The organism is Desulforhopalus sp. IMCC35007 (assembly GCF_005116575.1).
GTDB lineage: Bacteria > Desulfobacterota > Desulfobulbia > Desulfobulbales > Desulfocapsaceae > Desulforhopalus_A.
The window spans coordinates 1-15,097 of the sequence record NZ_SWCN01000024.1 but is presented as its reverse complement, the minus strand read 5'-3'; the positions used below and the strand labels follow the sequence as shown (position 1 = coordinate 15,097).

Sequence of the window (15,097 nt, the reverse complement as noted above, 5' to 3'; positions counted from 1 at the left end):
TTACATAAGGAAAAAGTTTAATGCGCTACTCCAATTCAATGCTCGACCTTATCGGCAATACCCCCCTAGTAAAATTAAATAAATTCTCAAGTCATGCAACCCTGCTGGCCAAATGTGAATTCATGAACCCTTTCAGCTTAAAAGATCGGCCCATGCTCAACATCATCACTCAGGCGGAAAAGGCCGGTAAAATCAAACCCGGGGACACTCTGATTGAAATGACCAGCGGTAACACAGGTATGGCATTGGCATATATTTCGGCCCTCAAAGGGTATAAACTCATTCTTTGCATGTCAGCAATCCAAAGTGTTGAACGGCGCAAAGTGATGAAAGCCCTTGGCGCCAAACTTGAGTTGACCGATCCATCTCTTGGGACTAAAGGTGCTAAAATAAGAATGAATGAAATCAGAAAAGAGCACCCGGAATATTTTTATGTGGGGCAGCACATCAATATGGATAATCCAAATGCCCATTACAAAACCACGGGTCCGGAATTGTGGAAAGATACTGAAGGAACAATCGACATTCTTGTCGCAGGCTTGGGAACTGGCGGCACAATCTGCGGAACGGGCAAATACCTTAAAGAGCAGAACCCTGATATCCGCCTTGTGGCCATTGAGCCTGAAAGTGCTCCATTCATTTCCCAAGGCATTTTTACCCCCCACCGCATGATGGGTACCGCACCGGGATTTGTTCCCGAAACCTTGGATAGAGACATCATTGACGAGATTATGCTAGTCAAAGAAGAGGATGCTTTTGCCATGTGCAGGCAACTTGCTGGCGAAGAAGGCATTCTGGTAGGTATCACGTCGGGTGCTGTTGCCTGTGTCTTAAAAACAATGGGAGAACTTATTGAAAATAAAGGGAAAACTATCGTTGGAATATTTGCGGATTCCGGAGAACGTTACCTGAGTGTTGAGGATTTATTTAATTCATGAAAAGGTGGCTTTACTTGTGCACTCACATCGTAGATCAAAAACTTTTTTCAATTCGTTTGCTTGGATTCCTTCAATTATCCGGGCAAACGATTTTTCTCTGATTCGTCTTTGCCTATATGACGTTATTCTCAGAATAAGGCAATTTCCAAGGAGCAATCTGCCATGAAGACCATGAAAGCATTGGTAAAAGCTACACCAGCAAAAGGGCTAGTTCTTGAAGATGTTCCGGTGCCCGAAATTTCACACAATGAAGTACTCATCAAAATTTTAAAAACAGCGATCTGCGGCACGGATGTCCATATCTACAATTGGGACAGATGGTCACAACAGACAATTCCCATTCCCATGCATGTGGGCCATGAATTTGTGGCCACCATTGAGAAAGTTGGATCCCATGTGACGGATTTCAAACCTGGGGATCTGGTTTCCGGTGAGGGCCATTTAGTCTGCGGACACTGCCGTAACTGCCTGGCCGGACGCCGTCATCTTTGCAAAAATACCAAAGGGGTAGGCGTGAATCGTCCCGGTGCCTTTGCAGAGTACTTGGCCATTCCGGTCACCAATGTATGGTACTGCGATCCATCCATTCCATTGGATGTCCTGGCTTGTTTCGATCCTTTGGGCAACGCGACCCACACCGCCCTTTCCTTTGACGTGCTGGGAGAGGATGTGCTCATCACTGGTGCTGGTCCCATCGGCTGCATGGCAGCGGCCATTGTCCGTCATGCAGGAGCTCGTCATGTGGTGGTAACCGATGTCAACCCTTTCCGCCTTGAGCTGGCCAAAACTGCCGGGGCTACCCTTGCCCTCGATGTTTCAAGAGTAAATCTTAAAGATTCCCAGAAACAATTAGGCATGAAGGAGGGGTTTGATGTAGCCATGGAAATGTCCGGCAACCCGGCTGCTCTCAAAGACATCATGGACAATATGTGTCACGGCGGTAAAATTGCCATGTTGGGCATAATGCCCGATAAGACGGATATCGACTGGAACACAGTTGTATTCAACATGCTGACCATCAAGGGCATCTACGGTCGGGAGATGTATGAAACGTGGTACAAGATGACAACCATGATCCAATCAGGTCTTGACATCAGTCCTCTGATTACCCACCGATTTCATTACACCGAATTTGAAAAGGGCTTTGAAGTTATGGGGGCTGGTAACTCTGGAAAAGTGGTGCTTGACTGGGCTGTTCCTGAATAAAAAACAAGGAGGATCATTGTGTCTTTAGATAAACTTGATAGGGGTCTGAACCTAGAGATTGATGCACTTAAAAAAGAGGGTCGTTCGAAAAACCGAGAACGCGTCATAACCCAATATATTCCTCCTAAAGGCAGATTTGGTCCTCGGTATAAATTATCCGGTTCTGATAATGAATTCATCAGACTAAATTCAAATTCCTATCTATCCCTCTCCTTTCATCCTGAAGTGATGAAAGCGGCAGACCGAGCCACACTCGAGTTCGGCGTGGGACCGGGAGCTGTACGGTTCATAGACGGAACATTTACCCCTCATGTCCGACTGGAGGAGCGGATAGCGGCTTTTGTGGGAAAACCGGCAGCCAAAATTTTTAATTCGGCTTATACATCCAATTGCGGCCTGGCTCTGTCCATTACTAATAAAAAGACACATTGGATCGGAGATCGGCTTAACCATAATTCCATTATCCGGGCCATGCGGATAACCGATATCCCAAGTGCAAACAAAGGGATATATAATCATAATGACATGGACGATCTTCAACGCTGTCTGGAGGAAGTTTCTCCGGACATGGAACGAGTGGTGGTTGTTTTTGACGGGATTTTTTCCATGCGCGGGGATTATGCCCCAATTTCAAAGATTGTTGAGATTTGCAAGGCCTATGACCATAAATTCAAAGACGGTGTGATTACTGTGGTGGATGATTCTCATGGTATTGGGGCGTACGGAAAAACGGGCCGGGGTACTCCTGAATACGCTGGTGCCTGGCCAGATATTATAGTGGGTACCTTTGGCAAGGCGTTTGGTGTAAACGGAGGTTTCATTGCCGGCAGCACTACCCTGGTGGAAGCAGTCCGCCAGAAAGCTGATACCTATATTTACACCAATCCCCTAAGTACTGCCGACTGTGCTGCTGCCACTGCTGCCATTGACGTTTGCGACAGCCCTGAGGGTCTGGAGCGTCTTGTCCATCTGGGTGTGGTAACCCAAAGGTTCAGGCAGGGGCTTAATGATCTGGGCCTGGAGTCCATTTCCGGCCCCCACCCGGTGGTTCCGCTCATGATGCGGAATACCGCCAAAACTCACGATTTGGTCCAGTATTTGTTTGAAAAAGGAGTGCTGGTGGTCGGGCTCACGTTTCCGGTGGTGCCAAAGGGTGACGAAACCATTCGTTTCCAAATAAATGCCTGTCATACCAATGATGATATTGATTGTGTTCTTAGTTTAATTGAGAAGTTTTAATTGTACATCAAAATAGGGTTCAGCATGTTGCTGCACATACTCCGGTATTTCCGCTCATTGCTATACCGGGGTATGATTTATTATATATTTTTCTGATTACCCCCATTCTTCAGCACGTTTTAATTTATACTGAGGTGAGGTTGGGTTTTAATCGCTTGCTTAATCAAAATCTCAATCATGGAGCCCATATCAAACCTGTTATTAAATCGAAAATTGAATTCAGCTAAATATCTAGGCAAGTGTTTGGAACTTACGGAATGATATGTGCCGTGAATAGTCCTTTTGACATTGCCAATCATGGTATTGACCCAATGAAAGAACTTGTTGTCTGGATCTTCATATATCCCAGCAGTGTTGATTGAATGATGAAGATCCACAACATGGCAAATATTAGATTTTGCTTCATCCTGAAGGCCGCATTTACAGAAATTCCAAGTAGCCTTCTCAAATGGAGAGCCGATAAGCCATCTTTAGATTGAGTTATGAAGTAGATAGCCAGAAACCAAGTGGTAAGGGGAAGTTTAGACGATCCGAAGATAGTTCCACTTATGAGAGAGCTTTGATGTTTGCAAGCAGTGCATTGATATAGATTGCGTGTTGTTATGGTATAATAGTGGTTGCAACCACATTGAGGGCAGCAAAACCCAGTAGGACATTTCATGTTAAAGAGCCGATTTCTACAATCCTCTTCAGTACCATATGATTTTAGAAAGTTCTGCAAGCTCAAACCTTTTTGAAATTGTATTTTGTTTTTAGGCATGTCCCTCCTCCTGTTTTTTAGAGGTATTATGACACACCTGGTAGGACAAATAGTGTCCTACCTCAATACTCTTTTCACCTCGACTGAACTTTAGGGGTAATCAGATTGTTTTTAAAAGGGAAGGCGTAGGTGTAAAAAGAAAGGGGACACATTTCCATGTGTCCCCAACCTGGTTTTTTGTGTCCCTAAGCACAAAAGCAAAAAGCAGCATGCCTTGATTTTATTGGTGCCCCCGGCATGATTCGAACATGCGACACCAGGATTAGGAATCCTGATACTTAGACGTAATAACAATATATTATAGACCTTAGGCGTAATTTTGGGCGTAATCAGTATATTCAAATTCTAAACACATTATCTTACATGGTATATCTATTGGTCCCCACATCTCCTTGCTCCAAGGCTAGAGAGAACCGGCAAACAATCCGGCAATATTTCATCTATTGTGTTTAACAAGACATTGATATATTGTGTTTAAAATTGTTTTTTTTTCCGGCAATATCACAAAGGATCTCAAGCATATGTCAATTCCAGTAACCACCAGCTCAATGGAGCCCATGCTACCTCCGGAAGGAGAGCGAAAACTAGAGGACTTGGCAATTGACCTGGCAACAAAAGCCAGTGGATTGGCAAGCCTGTTGCCGCGGGCAGTACGTTTAGAGATTGGCGATCTTGTTCGTTCAATGAATTGTTACTACTCCAACCTAATCGAGGGACATGACACACACCCCCGTGACATAGATCGGGCGCTGATTCATGCCGACTATTCCACTGATCCTGAAAAAAGGGCTTTGCAACGTGAAGCTGTTGCCCATATTGAAGTTCAGCGTCTGATTGATCATCATGATGATTTGCAGGTTGAAACGACAAGCCTTAACTACATTATTTGGTTGCACCGTGAATTTTGTCAACGATTGCCGGATGAATTACTTTGGACACAAAATCCAGACACAGGCGAACGTTTGCATATCGTTCCTGGGGAATTACGAAAAAGTGGTGTGCAGGTTGGGAGACATATTCCACCGGAGGCCGAGTCCCTACTCAGTTTTCTAAAACGGTTCAGCGAAGTTTATGACCCTAAAAAACTATCACGTGTTCGTCAAATAATCGCTCTGGGGGCAATTCACCATCGATTGCTATGGATACATCCTTTCTATGATGGCAATGGCCGTGTCACCCGCCTTATGTCGCATGCCTCTCTTTTGCGTTGTGGAATCGGCAGTAGCCTTTGGTCAGTAGCGCGGGGATTAGCTCGCAATGTTAGGGACTACAAAGCCCTGTTGATGGCAGCTGATGCTCCTCGGCATGGTGATCTTGATGGACGTGGTGCGTTATCAACCCTGGCCTTAACAGAATTCTGTGAATTTTTCCTGACCATCTGCATTGACCAGGTTGATTACATGTCCTCTCTGCTTGAGCCAGACGACCTTCTTCGCCGGATGCGGCTTCATATAGAAGATGAAATGGGAGCCGGATCATTACCAAAGGGCTCATTCCCCTTGCTGCGTGAGGCACTACTCGCGGGTGAAGTACAACGTGGTCACGCTGCTGAGATAACCGGCTATGGTGAACGTATGGCGCGAATGGTCGTCTCTGACCTTCTAAAAAAAGGGTACCTTAAATCCAAAAGTACCCGCAGTCCACTCGTGCTCTCTTTTCCTCTTGATGCTGTTGAACGATGGTTCCCCAAATTGTATCCAGTTAGCTAAGGCAATGTCCTTTCAGTCTCAGACGGCCATCACCCTACCCCTAATCCTGAAAGATATGCCTGTGTCACACAAGAAATAACCATCGCTCAAATTCGTTTGAAAACTAGCCTTTATCGAGATACTTTTTCAGCACCTTACGATTCAAAGGGATTATCTTAACCATATCGTTTTCAAAATTTTCATAAGCCCAGTCCTCACTTTTGGTGTTCTGTTCACAGAACTCAACCTGGCAGATATATACGCCGATTTCTTTTCCGCCTGCAACGACAGTACAATTCTCTCCGTTACCGTTATCTGGCCAAAAATATTCTGATTTCTGCAACAGAGCGTTACCTATGGCATTAGTCGATCGACCGGAAAAACCGAATGCTGCCATCTCAACAGTATCCGCTTCACGAGTTATAATGACAATCCCGGCATCAGCGATCCTTCTTTGCCATTCCAGAAACTGCCAGTTAAAATTTTTATCCAGATAATAGGTGCCATGGCAATTTTCACCGGTTCCACCTGATGGATTCTTCTCGCCACCAAAACAACTCGGCACAAGTCGATCAAACTTCCTGTAGCAGAGATAAAAAGGAACATTTGGTTCATTATCCGCTGGACTAAACGGTTCACAGTTAAAAAGATCGGCCACCATATACTCAACCAGATAATTCACCCTCTGACTGCCGATCAAAATGGTGGAACGTCCAGTTCCTTTATCCTTTCGCATATTTTCAAAGATACGGCTTGCCCGATCTTTATCTCCTGCTAACCCATCCCCTCTGACATCAGAAACACCTGGGGTAAAATAAAAAGGAACATAGAGCATTTTCACCGAAGGCCTCGTGTCGCGAAGTTCGTTTTCAGTGGAGAGAAAATGAATGATCTTTGAAGAAACAATCGAATCATGACGGGAAATTGAAACAGGCGGAGAAGCCTGCGGGGTAGTAATGGTTCTTCCTTTAAGGTGGTACTCCCCCAAGAAAATTAAAATCTTCTTTGAGTGCCCCATCGCCTGCCATAACCCAGAAGGCCTAACACCGAACAAGGCACCTGGCAGTGTCTCTGCAGGCACGCCCTTTTCGATTAACCATCCACATATTTTTTCCAAAACTTCAAGCTTGGAGCTCTGAACCTGATTTCGAAGCAACTTGCCAACCGTATGCCGGTGAAACCCACAATCGTTGGCAATATGTGATTCCACGCCAAATTTATAGAGATTATTCTTTTCTAATACCTGTTTTAGCCGCCACTCAAGTTTCATAAAGCGTCCTCCATAAATATTTTCGGGAATTTTCAGAGATTACCAGGACTATGATTAAAAATAATTTCTCTTGTTAAACTTTATGCTCCATTTCAATTCAACTTGCCCCTCTGCGAATACAAGTAACGCCGGAATTGGCAGGCCCAACAACAACTTGGCATAATTTATCGACATTTACTAAAATTACGGCTGTATATTTTTACTGCCTAAAACCCGTCTAAATGTCCTTTTACTTCGACATTTAAAAAACCACTAAACAATTGTTATTGCGTTATTTATTTGACTTTAAACCTGCACTCAATTAAGCATATACCATACTGTTCCAGTTATTGTAAAGCACTATCGATGTGAAATTTAAATGGCACTTTAATGATCATATTGTTTTCAGGAACTTGAATATCAAAATTGCCCAAGATCTGACAAGGAGACTATTAGGGTTGTTCCTTCAATCAAGATTGCTAAGGAGTCAATCGACACCAAAAATGTATCCAACGACAGAACAATAAAAAAGTTAGTACAACGGTTGATGAGGCATATGAAGATGATACGAGACAATCCTATGACTATAGATGAGGCGGCGAACCTGGCGAAGTGCAGCTACCACACTATCCACCGAGCAATCAAGAAAGGTGATCTGGCCGCTTATAAACCAGGAAAGACTGTATTGATTCTGGAAAAAGACCTGACGAATTGGTTTATGAGTAAAAAGATCCATGCGGTAAGAATCGGTAAACCACGCAACCGTGTAAAAGTTCACAGTGGCCGATAAATGGCGTCGAGAGTCGCTCATGAACAAAAGAATAACTCAGCAAATACCGACAGTACGCCGTTTATGGACAAATCTTCTGATGCAAATGCTGTCGATGCTGCGGAAGAGCGCTATCTCACAAAACTATCGCCGGAACTCCAAGACGCAATCCGAAAACAAAATAAAATATTAGTCCTGCCTGATTGGCCAGCAACAACCCATGGAGTACCCAATATTTACCTCCGCTCTGCCCTCTTTAGAGTAATCAGACGTGGCCGGCGAAAAGCAGTCAAGGGAGAACCTATTACTTCTATTGCGGGGCTGAACATCCGCTACACAGGGTGGCAACTCGACCAGGGAGATTTCGATGTTCTGGCTCATGCCTTTCATTTGCAATCCAGGCAGCGGCATATGGAAAAGATTAATGAAGAATACCTGAGGTTTGAGATCAAGAGCTTCCTTCGCTCAATAGGTCGTCAACCAGGAAAGTCTGGCCGAATATGGCTCAAAGATTGTTTTCGTCGCCTAACAGCAACTGCTATAGAAATGGCCATTGAGACCCGCCACACTCCGACTCACGAGCGTTTGACGTATGCCGGATCACTCATCGATGAATTTATATGCAAAGAGAGTGAGCAAACCTACTGGATAAAATTAAATTCCAAACTCTCAGTTCTCTTCGCTGCAGGCATGACACAGATACAGTGGCATCAACGACTCTGTCTACAAACAAGCCTGGCCAAATGGTTACATGGCTTCTACGCCAGTCACAAGAAACCTTATCCCATAAAAGTCGTCACCTTGAAACATCTATGCGGTTCCGACTGCAATCGATTGACTGATTTCAGGCGAAGTCTGCGTACAGCGTTGGATGAGTTGGTCTATGTAAAGGCGATTCTAGACTGGCAAATTGATACCCATGACAAGGTGCATGTACAGAAAACAAGGGAGAACCTTCTAAAAGAATTTTCAGGGGGGGGCATAGCACTCACACCTGGGGGGCATAGCACTCACACCCGGGGGGCATAGCACTCACACCCGGGGGCATAGCACTCACACCCAGGGGGGCATAGCACTCACACGAAGGGGGCATAGCACTCACACTTTGCAAAAGTAAAATCAGCTGAAATGCTCTACAGCATTGAGTTTTAGCCGGGTGACCGAAATTACCTAATCTTTTTTAATCTTATTTTAATCTTTAAAGAGAAGACATCAGAGAGGAGGTCGACAGCAAAATGACACACTCAAAACATTACCAGCAACAACTCTTCAGCCGGGAAACATGGAATACCGCAATGCAATGGGTGAATGCCAACAAAAAGCTTGTTCGCCTGGCTGCTGCGCCATATGTCAAATTCATGGCAGGTGATAGCGAAGATCTTTATCAGGAAGCAACACTTTCCGCCTACAACGCCCTGATCTGTTGCAGGAAAAATGGCCAACGGGAGAGATTTGTACCGTTTTTCCGGGTTATTTTCAAAACCAACTGCATCAAATTAGCATCCGGTATTCAGACAGTTCACTGCTTAGAAGAATATTTTCTCCCACCTCAGGAAAAAACCGTAGAGGTCATCGAACCGGAAACAGACAGAATCGACGAGGTATTGCAAGTGGTCAGCAAGCGTCAACGGCAGATCTGTCTCTGGCTTTTAGAGCAGCCCACTCCTGTCAGTGCTCAAGATATCGCCAGGGAATTCAAGGTCAGTAAGCGTCAGGCCTACCGCCTGATAAGCAATACTCTTCAACGCATTTCGGAGGCCACGCAATGATTTCAATCACAGATTATGCAAAAGTTACCACCATTCCCAAGCGCACCCTCAGTTATTTACATCGCATGGGCATCATCGAAGATCCTCTCCGGCAGGCAGACCTGACCAATCTTCATTTTTTCGAACAGATCTGGGGAAATAAAGAGCTGCTGCGAACACAACTGAGCCGCCTTTCCATCAGGACTCGACTCAGCTTTTTGAGAACTGCCGATTTGTCATCCAAATGGGAACGGTACGCCTATAGTCGCTACTACAATCTGCAACCTGGAAAAGAACTCCCTATGCGTACTGTCATCGAAGAAATCCAAACCACCTTCCAGTTTCTCCTCAAAAAAGAGCAGATAATCCGCCTGTATCAAATAAGAAACCGGGTACAGGTTGTAAGGCATCGGGAAAAAAATGCGGCGAATAATTAAGTAAAGGACCTCTTACAAAGCACAAACAAAGAAGTAATAAACAACATTTATTGGCACTTACATTTAAGGGTTAAGGACCTCGTTCTACAAAAAGAACAATAAATGAAAAATCAAAGAGGTCACACGGCCTGAAAAAAGAAAACAGAGATGAAGAATAGAAACCAAACCATATTTTTCGCAATGACTGCCATCCTTTTACTCCCTGTAGCGCCATGGGCAATGGAGATTCGGCAGGAACTATACGAGTTTCAAATGCATATTACAAAGACAACCACATCCACTACTTTTGTGATCAAGGATTCCACAAAAGTAAACAAATCACCAGCAGAGAATGTTCATCTCGCAATGATTCCTTTCGAACTGGGCAGCGCAGTTCTTTCACCTATAGCCGCTCAAAGATTCCTTGCCGACATGCAGAATCATGGAATAACCCATCATACTCCTCTGGTCATCACCGGGTATTCCTGCGAACTTGGCTCTGAGCAATACAACTTTATGCTTTCACGCCAACGTGGCCTTGCTGTCGTCCATTTTCTTCAAAGCCAGGGTTACACCGTGACCACACTGCAAGCGAAAGGGGAAATGAATCCCATAACCACCAATCCGGAGGAATTATTTAAAAATCGTCGAGTTGAAATAACGACAAAATAGCTGATACAGACATGAGCAATATTGAATCAATTTCAAAAAGAACTTTACCTGGAGACAAACGCATGAACGACAGAATCCTGCTACAAGACAATTTAGGAAAACAGGGAAATAAACTTGCAGCCATAGTCATGATTGCGGCTCTTTGCCTGGTATCAAGCAATGCCATGGCTATGACCGTGCCAGCTGCAGGTTCCTTTGCCTATGACCTTTATGATATCGGGGTAAACCAAATCCTGCTGGGACCTATCGGTTTTGTGGCCGGTGTTGCCTGCATGGTGTTCTCTGCAATACTTGCCATTCGACAAATGATTTTACCTGCAGCAGGAGTTGTTTTAGGTGGAGCATTTCTGTTAAAGGCCGATGCAGTGGTCCAGACGATAGGTGCAATGATCGTTTAAGAAACTTTGTTTTCTTGGAGCAAAAGGTAAATGAGCGAGAATAATTTCACCCACAGGTTTCCCCAGTACCTCTCAAGACCCATCCAGGTACTCTGGTTTGAAACTGATGAATTGATCCTCTGTGTATTTACACTAACGCTCGCTCTCCTCTATGGCAAAATCATGTGGCTCGTTTTTCTGATCACACAATACTTCTACACCAGGACTAAGAGATCAAAACCCAGAGGGTTTCTTAAACACCTCCTCTACATGTTTGGTTGTATCCAGATGAATAATTATCCCGACTATTTTCAACGGGAGTTTCATGAATGAAGACAGACATCTTTCTGCAAAAAACGAGTAATCTCTTTGCCCAAAATCGGTTGCTGAAATTTGCTATCTCCGTAATGGCCATTGCCGTAATTTTCAACTCAATCATGGTGTATCGAGCGGTAAAATATCAACGGGTCGTCTTAATTCCACCTACGATGACTGGGACTGTGGAGTTTACCCACGGCAAACCAACTGATGTCTATATCAAGGATATGAGCAGAAGAATTGTAGGTCTTGCAGCCACCTACTCCCCGCCCACGGCACGGAGTCAATTTGAGGAACTTCTTGCCTTTTTTGCTCCCGAAACCTATCCACAGGCATCCACATCCTGGTATTCCCTGGCCAGCAGGGTTGAAGAATCCCAGGTCAGTTCCGTTTTCTATCTGGAGAAAATAGCGGTTAGTGAAGATTTCATAGAGGTTTTTGGCAACTTCAAACAGTATGCCGGAGATACTCTTATTGAAAACAGTAGCAAGACCTATCTGATTGACTATCGCCTGGAAGATGGCAGGTTTTACATCACATCGTTCAAGGAAAAATTAACACAAAGGCAGGAGCAGGAACGTGACTAAATTATTTCTCGCAACAGCTGTCTTGATTACAACTCTGAGCAGTAATTGCCTGGCAAGTGATGTTATCCAAGCAGAGCTCCCAACCTCCGTTGAACTCTCTAACCACGACATCAATCGGATTGTCTGCCCAGGGCCAATGAACGATTTAATATTCTCCCAGGAAAAGGCAATGACAGGGCACTTTTCTGGCAATAACGGCTTCATCAAATTCAAGATTGAGGATTTTGGGGATGAATATCTCTATGCAGATACGCAGAGCGAGCTGTTTGTGGTCTGCAACAACGCAGTCTATACCCTGCTCGTTACACCAGCGGACATCCCCTCGGTAACCCTTCGTCTTGCCTCCCCTAACGGTGATACTTTCAAGGAAAACATTGTCCACTATCAAAAGATGCCCTTGGAAAAACAGGCCCTCCTGCTCATCAAAGAAGCCTACCATGGAAATTACCCAACAAGTTACAGGATAAGCGAATCAACCAGGATGGTTCCTCTTTCAGCAGATTTAGAGGTGAAATTACTGCAGGTTGTTGATGTGGATGGCGTTGGACTGCGCCTAAAAAAGTATTTGACCAGATCCCTTTCTAAGAAAACAATAGACGTGAATGAACAATTGTTTCTTTCCTCATCCATCAGCCAATCAATCCTTGCGGTCTCTATCGAAAATCACACCTTAGAGCCGAACCAATCCACCATGGTTTTCGTCGTGGATCAGAAGGAGCGTGTTCAATGAGCCTTAAACAAAGATTCAAGGATCTTGGCCCCAAACAAAAGAAGATTGTTATCTGGTCAGGGATCGGAGTCATTTTTATAATTCTGGTTGCTACCGGATACAACTCTTCAAGTCCTGGTACCTCCAAAGGCTTCTTTGGGCAAAAGAATACTCGTGAGATACAACTGGAACCAGACCTGATTCAAAAAACCATGCTCCGGGAACAGAGACGCCAGCTTGAATCTCTCCAGGAATCGGTAGACAAATTAACTCGAGAGCAAAAGAGACAAGAACAGAGTAGCACCCCAAATACCCTCCCTGAGATCCCTACTGCCGATCAGGTGACGCAACAAGCAAAGCCTGAGGCAACACCACCTGAAGAGCAGGTATGGCCTTTGCCTCTCGGCAGCAGGTCTATACCGACAAACCTGCCGCCACAACCGCAACCTGAGCCCAGGATGATCGGTGAGATCAGTGTACTTTCCAATTCGGCCATTACTTCTAGGGATTTAGATTCTGAGAACAGTAAAAAAAAAGGACGAACAGTCTATCTCCCTCCTTCTTTTATGGAGGCCAAGCTGTTGACCGGTTTCGACGCTTCTACCTCAGGTAAAGGAACCAACAACCCTGAACCACTCCTTCTCAGAATTCAGACCCCAGCCGTTCTTCCAAATGATATCAAGGCCAATTTAGCAGGATGTTTTGTCATTGCCGAGGCCGTGGGTAGACTGGATAAAGAACGAGCCGATGTGCGTCTCGTATCACTCTCATGCCTCAGTAACGAGGGTAAAGCGATCATCGATACGCAGGTTAAAGGTTTTGTCACAGACTCCGACAGCAAAGTCGGCCTGTCCGGAAGAGTCGTCTCAAGGATGGGAGCAGCAACTGCCAGAACGATTGTGGCTGGATTCTTTGGTGGTATGGGAGATATGCTGAAATCATCGGCAACGACTCAATCAACCTCCGCTCTCGGCACGACAACCAGCATCGATTCTGGTCAAGTTGCAAAATATTCGATAGGTGGCGGTCTCTCAGAAGGGGCAGCCAGCCTGCATGATTTCTACCTGAGCCTTGCCAAACAGGCAACACCAGTCATTGAAGTAGGTGCCTCAAAGAAAATCACTGTTGTTATTTCTGAAGGCAGAGAGTTAGAAATTAGGGAAACTGCAGGAGAGACCTTATAGGGATTACGATCTCTGAAATTTAAGCAATGAACTCCAGTCGTATCTATCTGCAGCCGAAGTGCCCTGGTATAGTTTGCCCTGCACTCTCCAGTTGGCACAAGACTTTCACTGCCCCCTCATGTAAAGTGAGCCCAAACATAAATATACACAAGACAACCTTTTGATAATAATGTTTGGCATCGATTTGTGGTTTTAAAAAGATGTTCTTTGGGAAGGTAAAGTTTGCACTTGCTCCATTTCAGCGATTTAAGGCAGGGGTGGAGTGATGATCATATCAGGATAATGTAAAGTCTTGAATTTCATTCTTGCCTTATAACTGCCAATTGGAATCTCTATTTCATGGCAACAAAGCTCGGGAAAAGTAAATTTAATTTGGACTTTAATTTTCGCCCATGCTATTCTGTATTCTCGAATCTAGAATGGAGAATGGCGCATGTTGAAGTCACAGGATATTTTTATACTGCTCAAGCTCGTTGTAATGAAATCAAAAACATGGTCCTATCCTATTTTGTCTGTGGAGCTAGGAATAAGCCCATCTCAGATTCATGCAGCAGTCAAGCGGATGTTGGCTGCAAAATTAGCAATAAGACAGAATGATAAGATAGTGCCTCATTTTAGCAATCTTGAGGAATTTCTTATCCATGGACTCAAATATGTTTTTTGGGCTGAGCAGGGAGAGATGACAAGGGGGATGCCGACAGCCTATGCAGCCCCTCCACTTTCAGAATTGTTGGTCAGCTCCGCTATGGAACCTCCCCCGGTTTGGCCTGATCCAGATGGAGAGGTTCGTGGAATTGCTTTTCGACCGCTCCATAAGTCGGCACCCCAGGCAGCGCGCGCTGATAAAGAATTCTATCAGTTGCTAACCTTGGTGGACGTAATTCGCAGCGGTCGAGCTAGAGAGAGAAAGATGGCCATTCAAAAATTGAGCTTGCGATTGGGGCAATATGCATCGGATAACAAACCCAAATATTGAAATCCTTGAAATAGCAGTTGAACTCCTTGACGAATTGATCGATCAACTGGTTTTCCTGGGTGGTTGTGCCACCGGTTTGCTACTCACTGACATGGCCGCACCTCCGATTCGTGCAACGCAGGATGTGGATGTCACCCTATGTGTCAGAATAGTTTGCACTTCAAATATTTTCATATATAACCAATGGGCGAAGTGAGAGCCTCTAGTGTCAAAACGTTACTCAGATAAGTTCAAAGAATCAGCAATCAAAAAAATGATGCA

17 protein-coding genes and 1 pseudogene are annotated in these 15,097 nt (G+C 44.7%); 16 read left to right on the top strand and 2 right to left on the bottom strand.

Features of this window, described 5'->3' with window-relative positions; genetic code table 11:
• Positions 1-20: 20 nt before the first annotated feature.
• The 3 genes from cysK (at position 21) to FCL48_RS20175 (ending at position 3,383) form a co-directional block, all read left to right on the top strand.
• Positions 21-938, top strand: a complete 918-nt coding sequence (gene cysK / locus FCL48_RS20185) for a cysteine synthase A (RefSeq protein WP_136875031.1) — start codon at positions 21-23, stop codon at positions 936-938.
• Between the two features lie 171 nt (positions 939-1,109).
• Entirely contained in the window at positions 1,110-2,144 is a 1,035-nt protein-coding gene (gene tdh / locus FCL48_RS20180) for an L-threonine 3-dehydrogenase (RefSeq protein ID WP_136875146.1), read from the top strand.
• Between the two features lie 18 nt (positions 2,145-2,162).
• Positions 2,163-3,383, top strand: coding sequence for an aminotransferase class I/II-fold pyridoxal phosphate-dependent enzyme (locus FCL48_RS20175; RefSeq protein ID WP_136875029.1), 1,221 nt, complete (start codon positions 2,163-2,165; stop codon positions 3,381-3,383).
• Between the two features lie 96 nt (positions 3,384-3,479).
• On the opposite strand, the pseudogene FCL48_RS20170 reads toward FCL48_RS20175, so the two are convergent.
• Positions 3,480-4,143 (bottom strand): annotated as a pseudogene (locus tag FCL48_RS20170) (transposase).
• 521 nt (positions 4,144-4,664) lie between these two features.
• On the opposite strand from FCL48_RS20170, the gene FCL48_RS20165 reads away from it, so the two are divergent.
• A complete protein-coding gene (locus FCL48_RS20165; RefSeq protein WP_205747783.1) occupies positions 4,665-5,852 on the top strand; it encodes a Fic family protein in 1,188 nt (395 codons plus the stop codon).
• A gap of 103 nt (positions 5,853-5,955) precedes the next feature.
• Here the strand turns inward: FCL48_RS20165 and FCL48_RS20160 are convergent, their stop codons facing one another.
• Positions 5,956-7,101 carry a helix-turn-helix transcriptional regulator gene (locus FCL48_RS20160; protein WP_136875027.1) on the bottom strand — a complete coding sequence of 382 codons (1,146 nt, stop codon included), beginning with the start codon at positions 7,099-7,101 and terminating at the stop codon, positions 5,956-5,958.
• Positions 7,102-7,636: 535 nt separating this feature from the next.
• Here FCL48_RS20160 and FCL48_RS20155 point away from each other — a divergent pair.
• The 12 genes from FCL48_RS20155 to FCL48_RS20100 all read left to right on the top strand — a co-directional run bounded on the left by FCL48_RS20155 (position 7,637) and on the right by FCL48_RS20100 (position 15,032).
• Positions 7,637-7,870 (top strand): helix-turn-helix domain-containing protein, encoded by a 234-nt coding sequence (locus tag FCL48_RS20155; protein WP_169309298.1) that lies wholly within the window; start codon positions 7,637-7,639, stop codon positions 7,868-7,870.
• Between the two features lie 63 nt (positions 7,871-7,933).
• A complete protein-coding gene (gene trfA / locus FCL48_RS20150) occupies positions 7,934-8,878 on the top strand; it encodes a plasmid replication initiator TrfA (protein ID WP_169309297.1) in 945 nt (314 codons plus the stop codon).
• Positions 8,879-9,084: 206 nt separating this feature from the next.
• The gene (locus tag FCL48_RS20145) at positions 9,085-9,618 is read left to right on the top strand and encodes an HTH domain-containing protein (protein ID WP_136875021.1); all 534 of its coding nucleotides are present in this window, start codon (positions 9,085-9,087) and stop codon (positions 9,616-9,618) included.
• Entirely contained in the window at positions 9,615-10,034 is a 420-nt protein-coding gene (locus tag FCL48_RS20140) for a hypothetical protein (RefSeq protein ID WP_136875019.1), read from the top strand. The genes FCL48_RS20145 and FCL48_RS20140 overlap by 4 nt, the downstream gene beginning before the upstream one ends.
• A 147-nt stretch (positions 10,035-10,181) precedes the next feature.
• Positions 10,182-10,685: an OmpA family protein gene (locus FCL48_RS20135; protein ID WP_136875017.1), complete on the top strand. Its 504-nt coding sequence runs from the start codon at positions 10,182-10,184 to the stop codon at positions 10,683-10,685.
• A 62-nt stretch (positions 10,686-10,747) separates the two neighbouring features.
• The gene (locus FCL48_RS20130; protein WP_240744900.1) at positions 10,748-11,083 is read left to right on the top strand and encodes a hypothetical protein; all 336 of its coding nucleotides are present in this window, start codon (positions 10,748-10,750) and stop codon (positions 11,081-11,083) included.
• Between the two features lie 30 nt (positions 11,084-11,113).
• Positions 11,114-11,395 (top strand): type IV conjugative transfer system protein TraL, encoded by a 282-nt coding sequence (gene traL, locus FCL48_RS20125; RefSeq protein ID WP_136875015.1) that lies wholly within the window; start codon positions 11,114-11,116, stop codon positions 11,393-11,395.
• Positions 11,392-11,967, top strand: a complete 576-nt coding sequence (locus FCL48_RS20120) for a type IV conjugative transfer system protein TraE (RefSeq protein ID WP_136875013.1) — start codon at positions 11,392-11,394, stop codon at positions 11,965-11,967. The genes traL and FCL48_RS20120 overlap by 4 nt, the downstream gene beginning before the upstream one ends.
• On the top strand, positions 11,960-12,697 hold the full coding sequence (locus tag FCL48_RS20115) for a type-F conjugative transfer system secretin TraK (RefSeq protein WP_136875011.1): 738 nt from the start codon (positions 11,960-11,962) through the stop codon (positions 12,695-12,697). The genes FCL48_RS20120 and FCL48_RS20115 overlap by 8 nt, the downstream gene beginning before the upstream one ends.
• The gene (locus FCL48_RS25270) at positions 12,694-13,860 is read left to right on the top strand and encodes a TraB/VirB10 family protein (protein WP_205747782.1); all 1,167 of its coding nucleotides are present in this window, start codon (positions 12,694-12,696) and stop codon (positions 13,858-13,860) included. Before FCL48_RS20115 ends, FCL48_RS25270 begins: the two co-directional genes overlap by 4 nt.
• 433 nt (positions 13,861-14,293) lie before the next feature.
• The gene (locus FCL48_RS20105) at positions 14,294-14,836 is read left to right on the top strand and encodes a hypothetical protein (protein WP_136875009.1); all 543 of its coding nucleotides are present in this window, start codon (positions 14,294-14,296) and stop codon (positions 14,834-14,836) included.
• A complete protein-coding gene (locus tag FCL48_RS20100) occupies positions 14,808-15,032 on the top strand; it encodes a hypothetical protein (RefSeq protein ID WP_136875007.1) in 225 nt (74 codons plus the stop codon). The genes FCL48_RS20105 and FCL48_RS20100 overlap by 29 nt, the downstream gene beginning before the upstream one ends.
• Positions 15,033-15,097: the final 65 nt, after the last annotated feature.

Excerpts from the sequence above, each read along its gene's own strand:
- cysK (WP_136875031.1), top strand. The coding sequence starts at position 21 with ATGCGCTACTCCAATTCAATGCTCGACCTTATCGGCAATACCCCCCTA.
- tdh (WP_136875146.1), top strand. The coding sequence starts at position 1,110 with ATGAAAGCATTGGTAAAAGCTACACCAGCAAAAGGGCTAGTTCTTGAA.
- FCL48_RS20165 (WP_205747783.1), top strand. The coding sequence starts at position 4,665 with ATGTCAATTCCAGTAACCACCAGCTCAATGGAGCCCATGCTACCTCCG.
- FCL48_RS20160 (WP_136875027.1), bottom strand. The coding sequence starts at position 7,101 with ATGAAACTTGAGTGGCGGCTAAAACAGGTATTAGAAAAGAATAATCTC.
- FCL48_RS20155 (WP_169309298.1), top strand. The coding sequence starts at position 7,637 with ATGAAGATGATACGAGACAATCCTATGACTATAGATGAGGCGGCGAAC.
- trfA (WP_169309297.1), top strand. The coding sequence starts at position 7,934 with ATGGACAAATCTTCTGATGCAAATGCTGTCGATGCTGCGGAAGAGCGC.
- FCL48_RS20145 (WP_136875021.1), top strand. The coding sequence starts at position 9,085 with ATGACACACTCAAAACATTACCAGCAACAACTCTTCAGCCGGGAAACA.
- FCL48_RS20140 (WP_136875019.1), top strand. The coding sequence starts at position 9,615 with ATGATTTCAATCACAGATTATGCAAAAGTTACCACCATTCCCAAGCGC.
- FCL48_RS20135 (WP_136875017.1), top strand. The coding sequence starts at position 10,182 with ATGAAGAATAGAAACCAAACCATATTTTTCGCAATGACTGCCATCCTT.
- FCL48_RS20130 (WP_240744900.1), top strand. The coding sequence starts at position 10,748 with ATGAACGACAGAATCCTGCTACAAGACAATTTAGGAAAACAGGGAAAT.
- traL (WP_136875015.1), top strand. The coding sequence starts at position 11,114 with ATGAGCGAGAATAATTTCACCCACAGGTTTCCCCAGTACCTCTCAAGA.
- FCL48_RS20120 (WP_136875013.1), top strand. The coding sequence starts at position 11,392 with ATGAAGACAGACATCTTTCTGCAAAAAACGAGTAATCTCTTTGCCCAA.
- FCL48_RS25270 (WP_205747782.1), top strand. The coding sequence starts at position 12,694 with ATGAGCCTTAAACAAAGATTCAAGGATCTTGGCCCCAAACAAAAGAAG.
- FCL48_RS20105 (WP_136875009.1), top strand. The coding sequence starts at position 14,294 with ATGTTGAAGTCACAGGATATTTTTATACTGCTCAAGCTCGTTGTAATG.
- FCL48_RS20100 (WP_136875007.1), top strand. The coding sequence starts at position 14,808 with ATGCATCGGATAACAAACCCAAATATTGAAATCCTTGAAATAGCAGTT.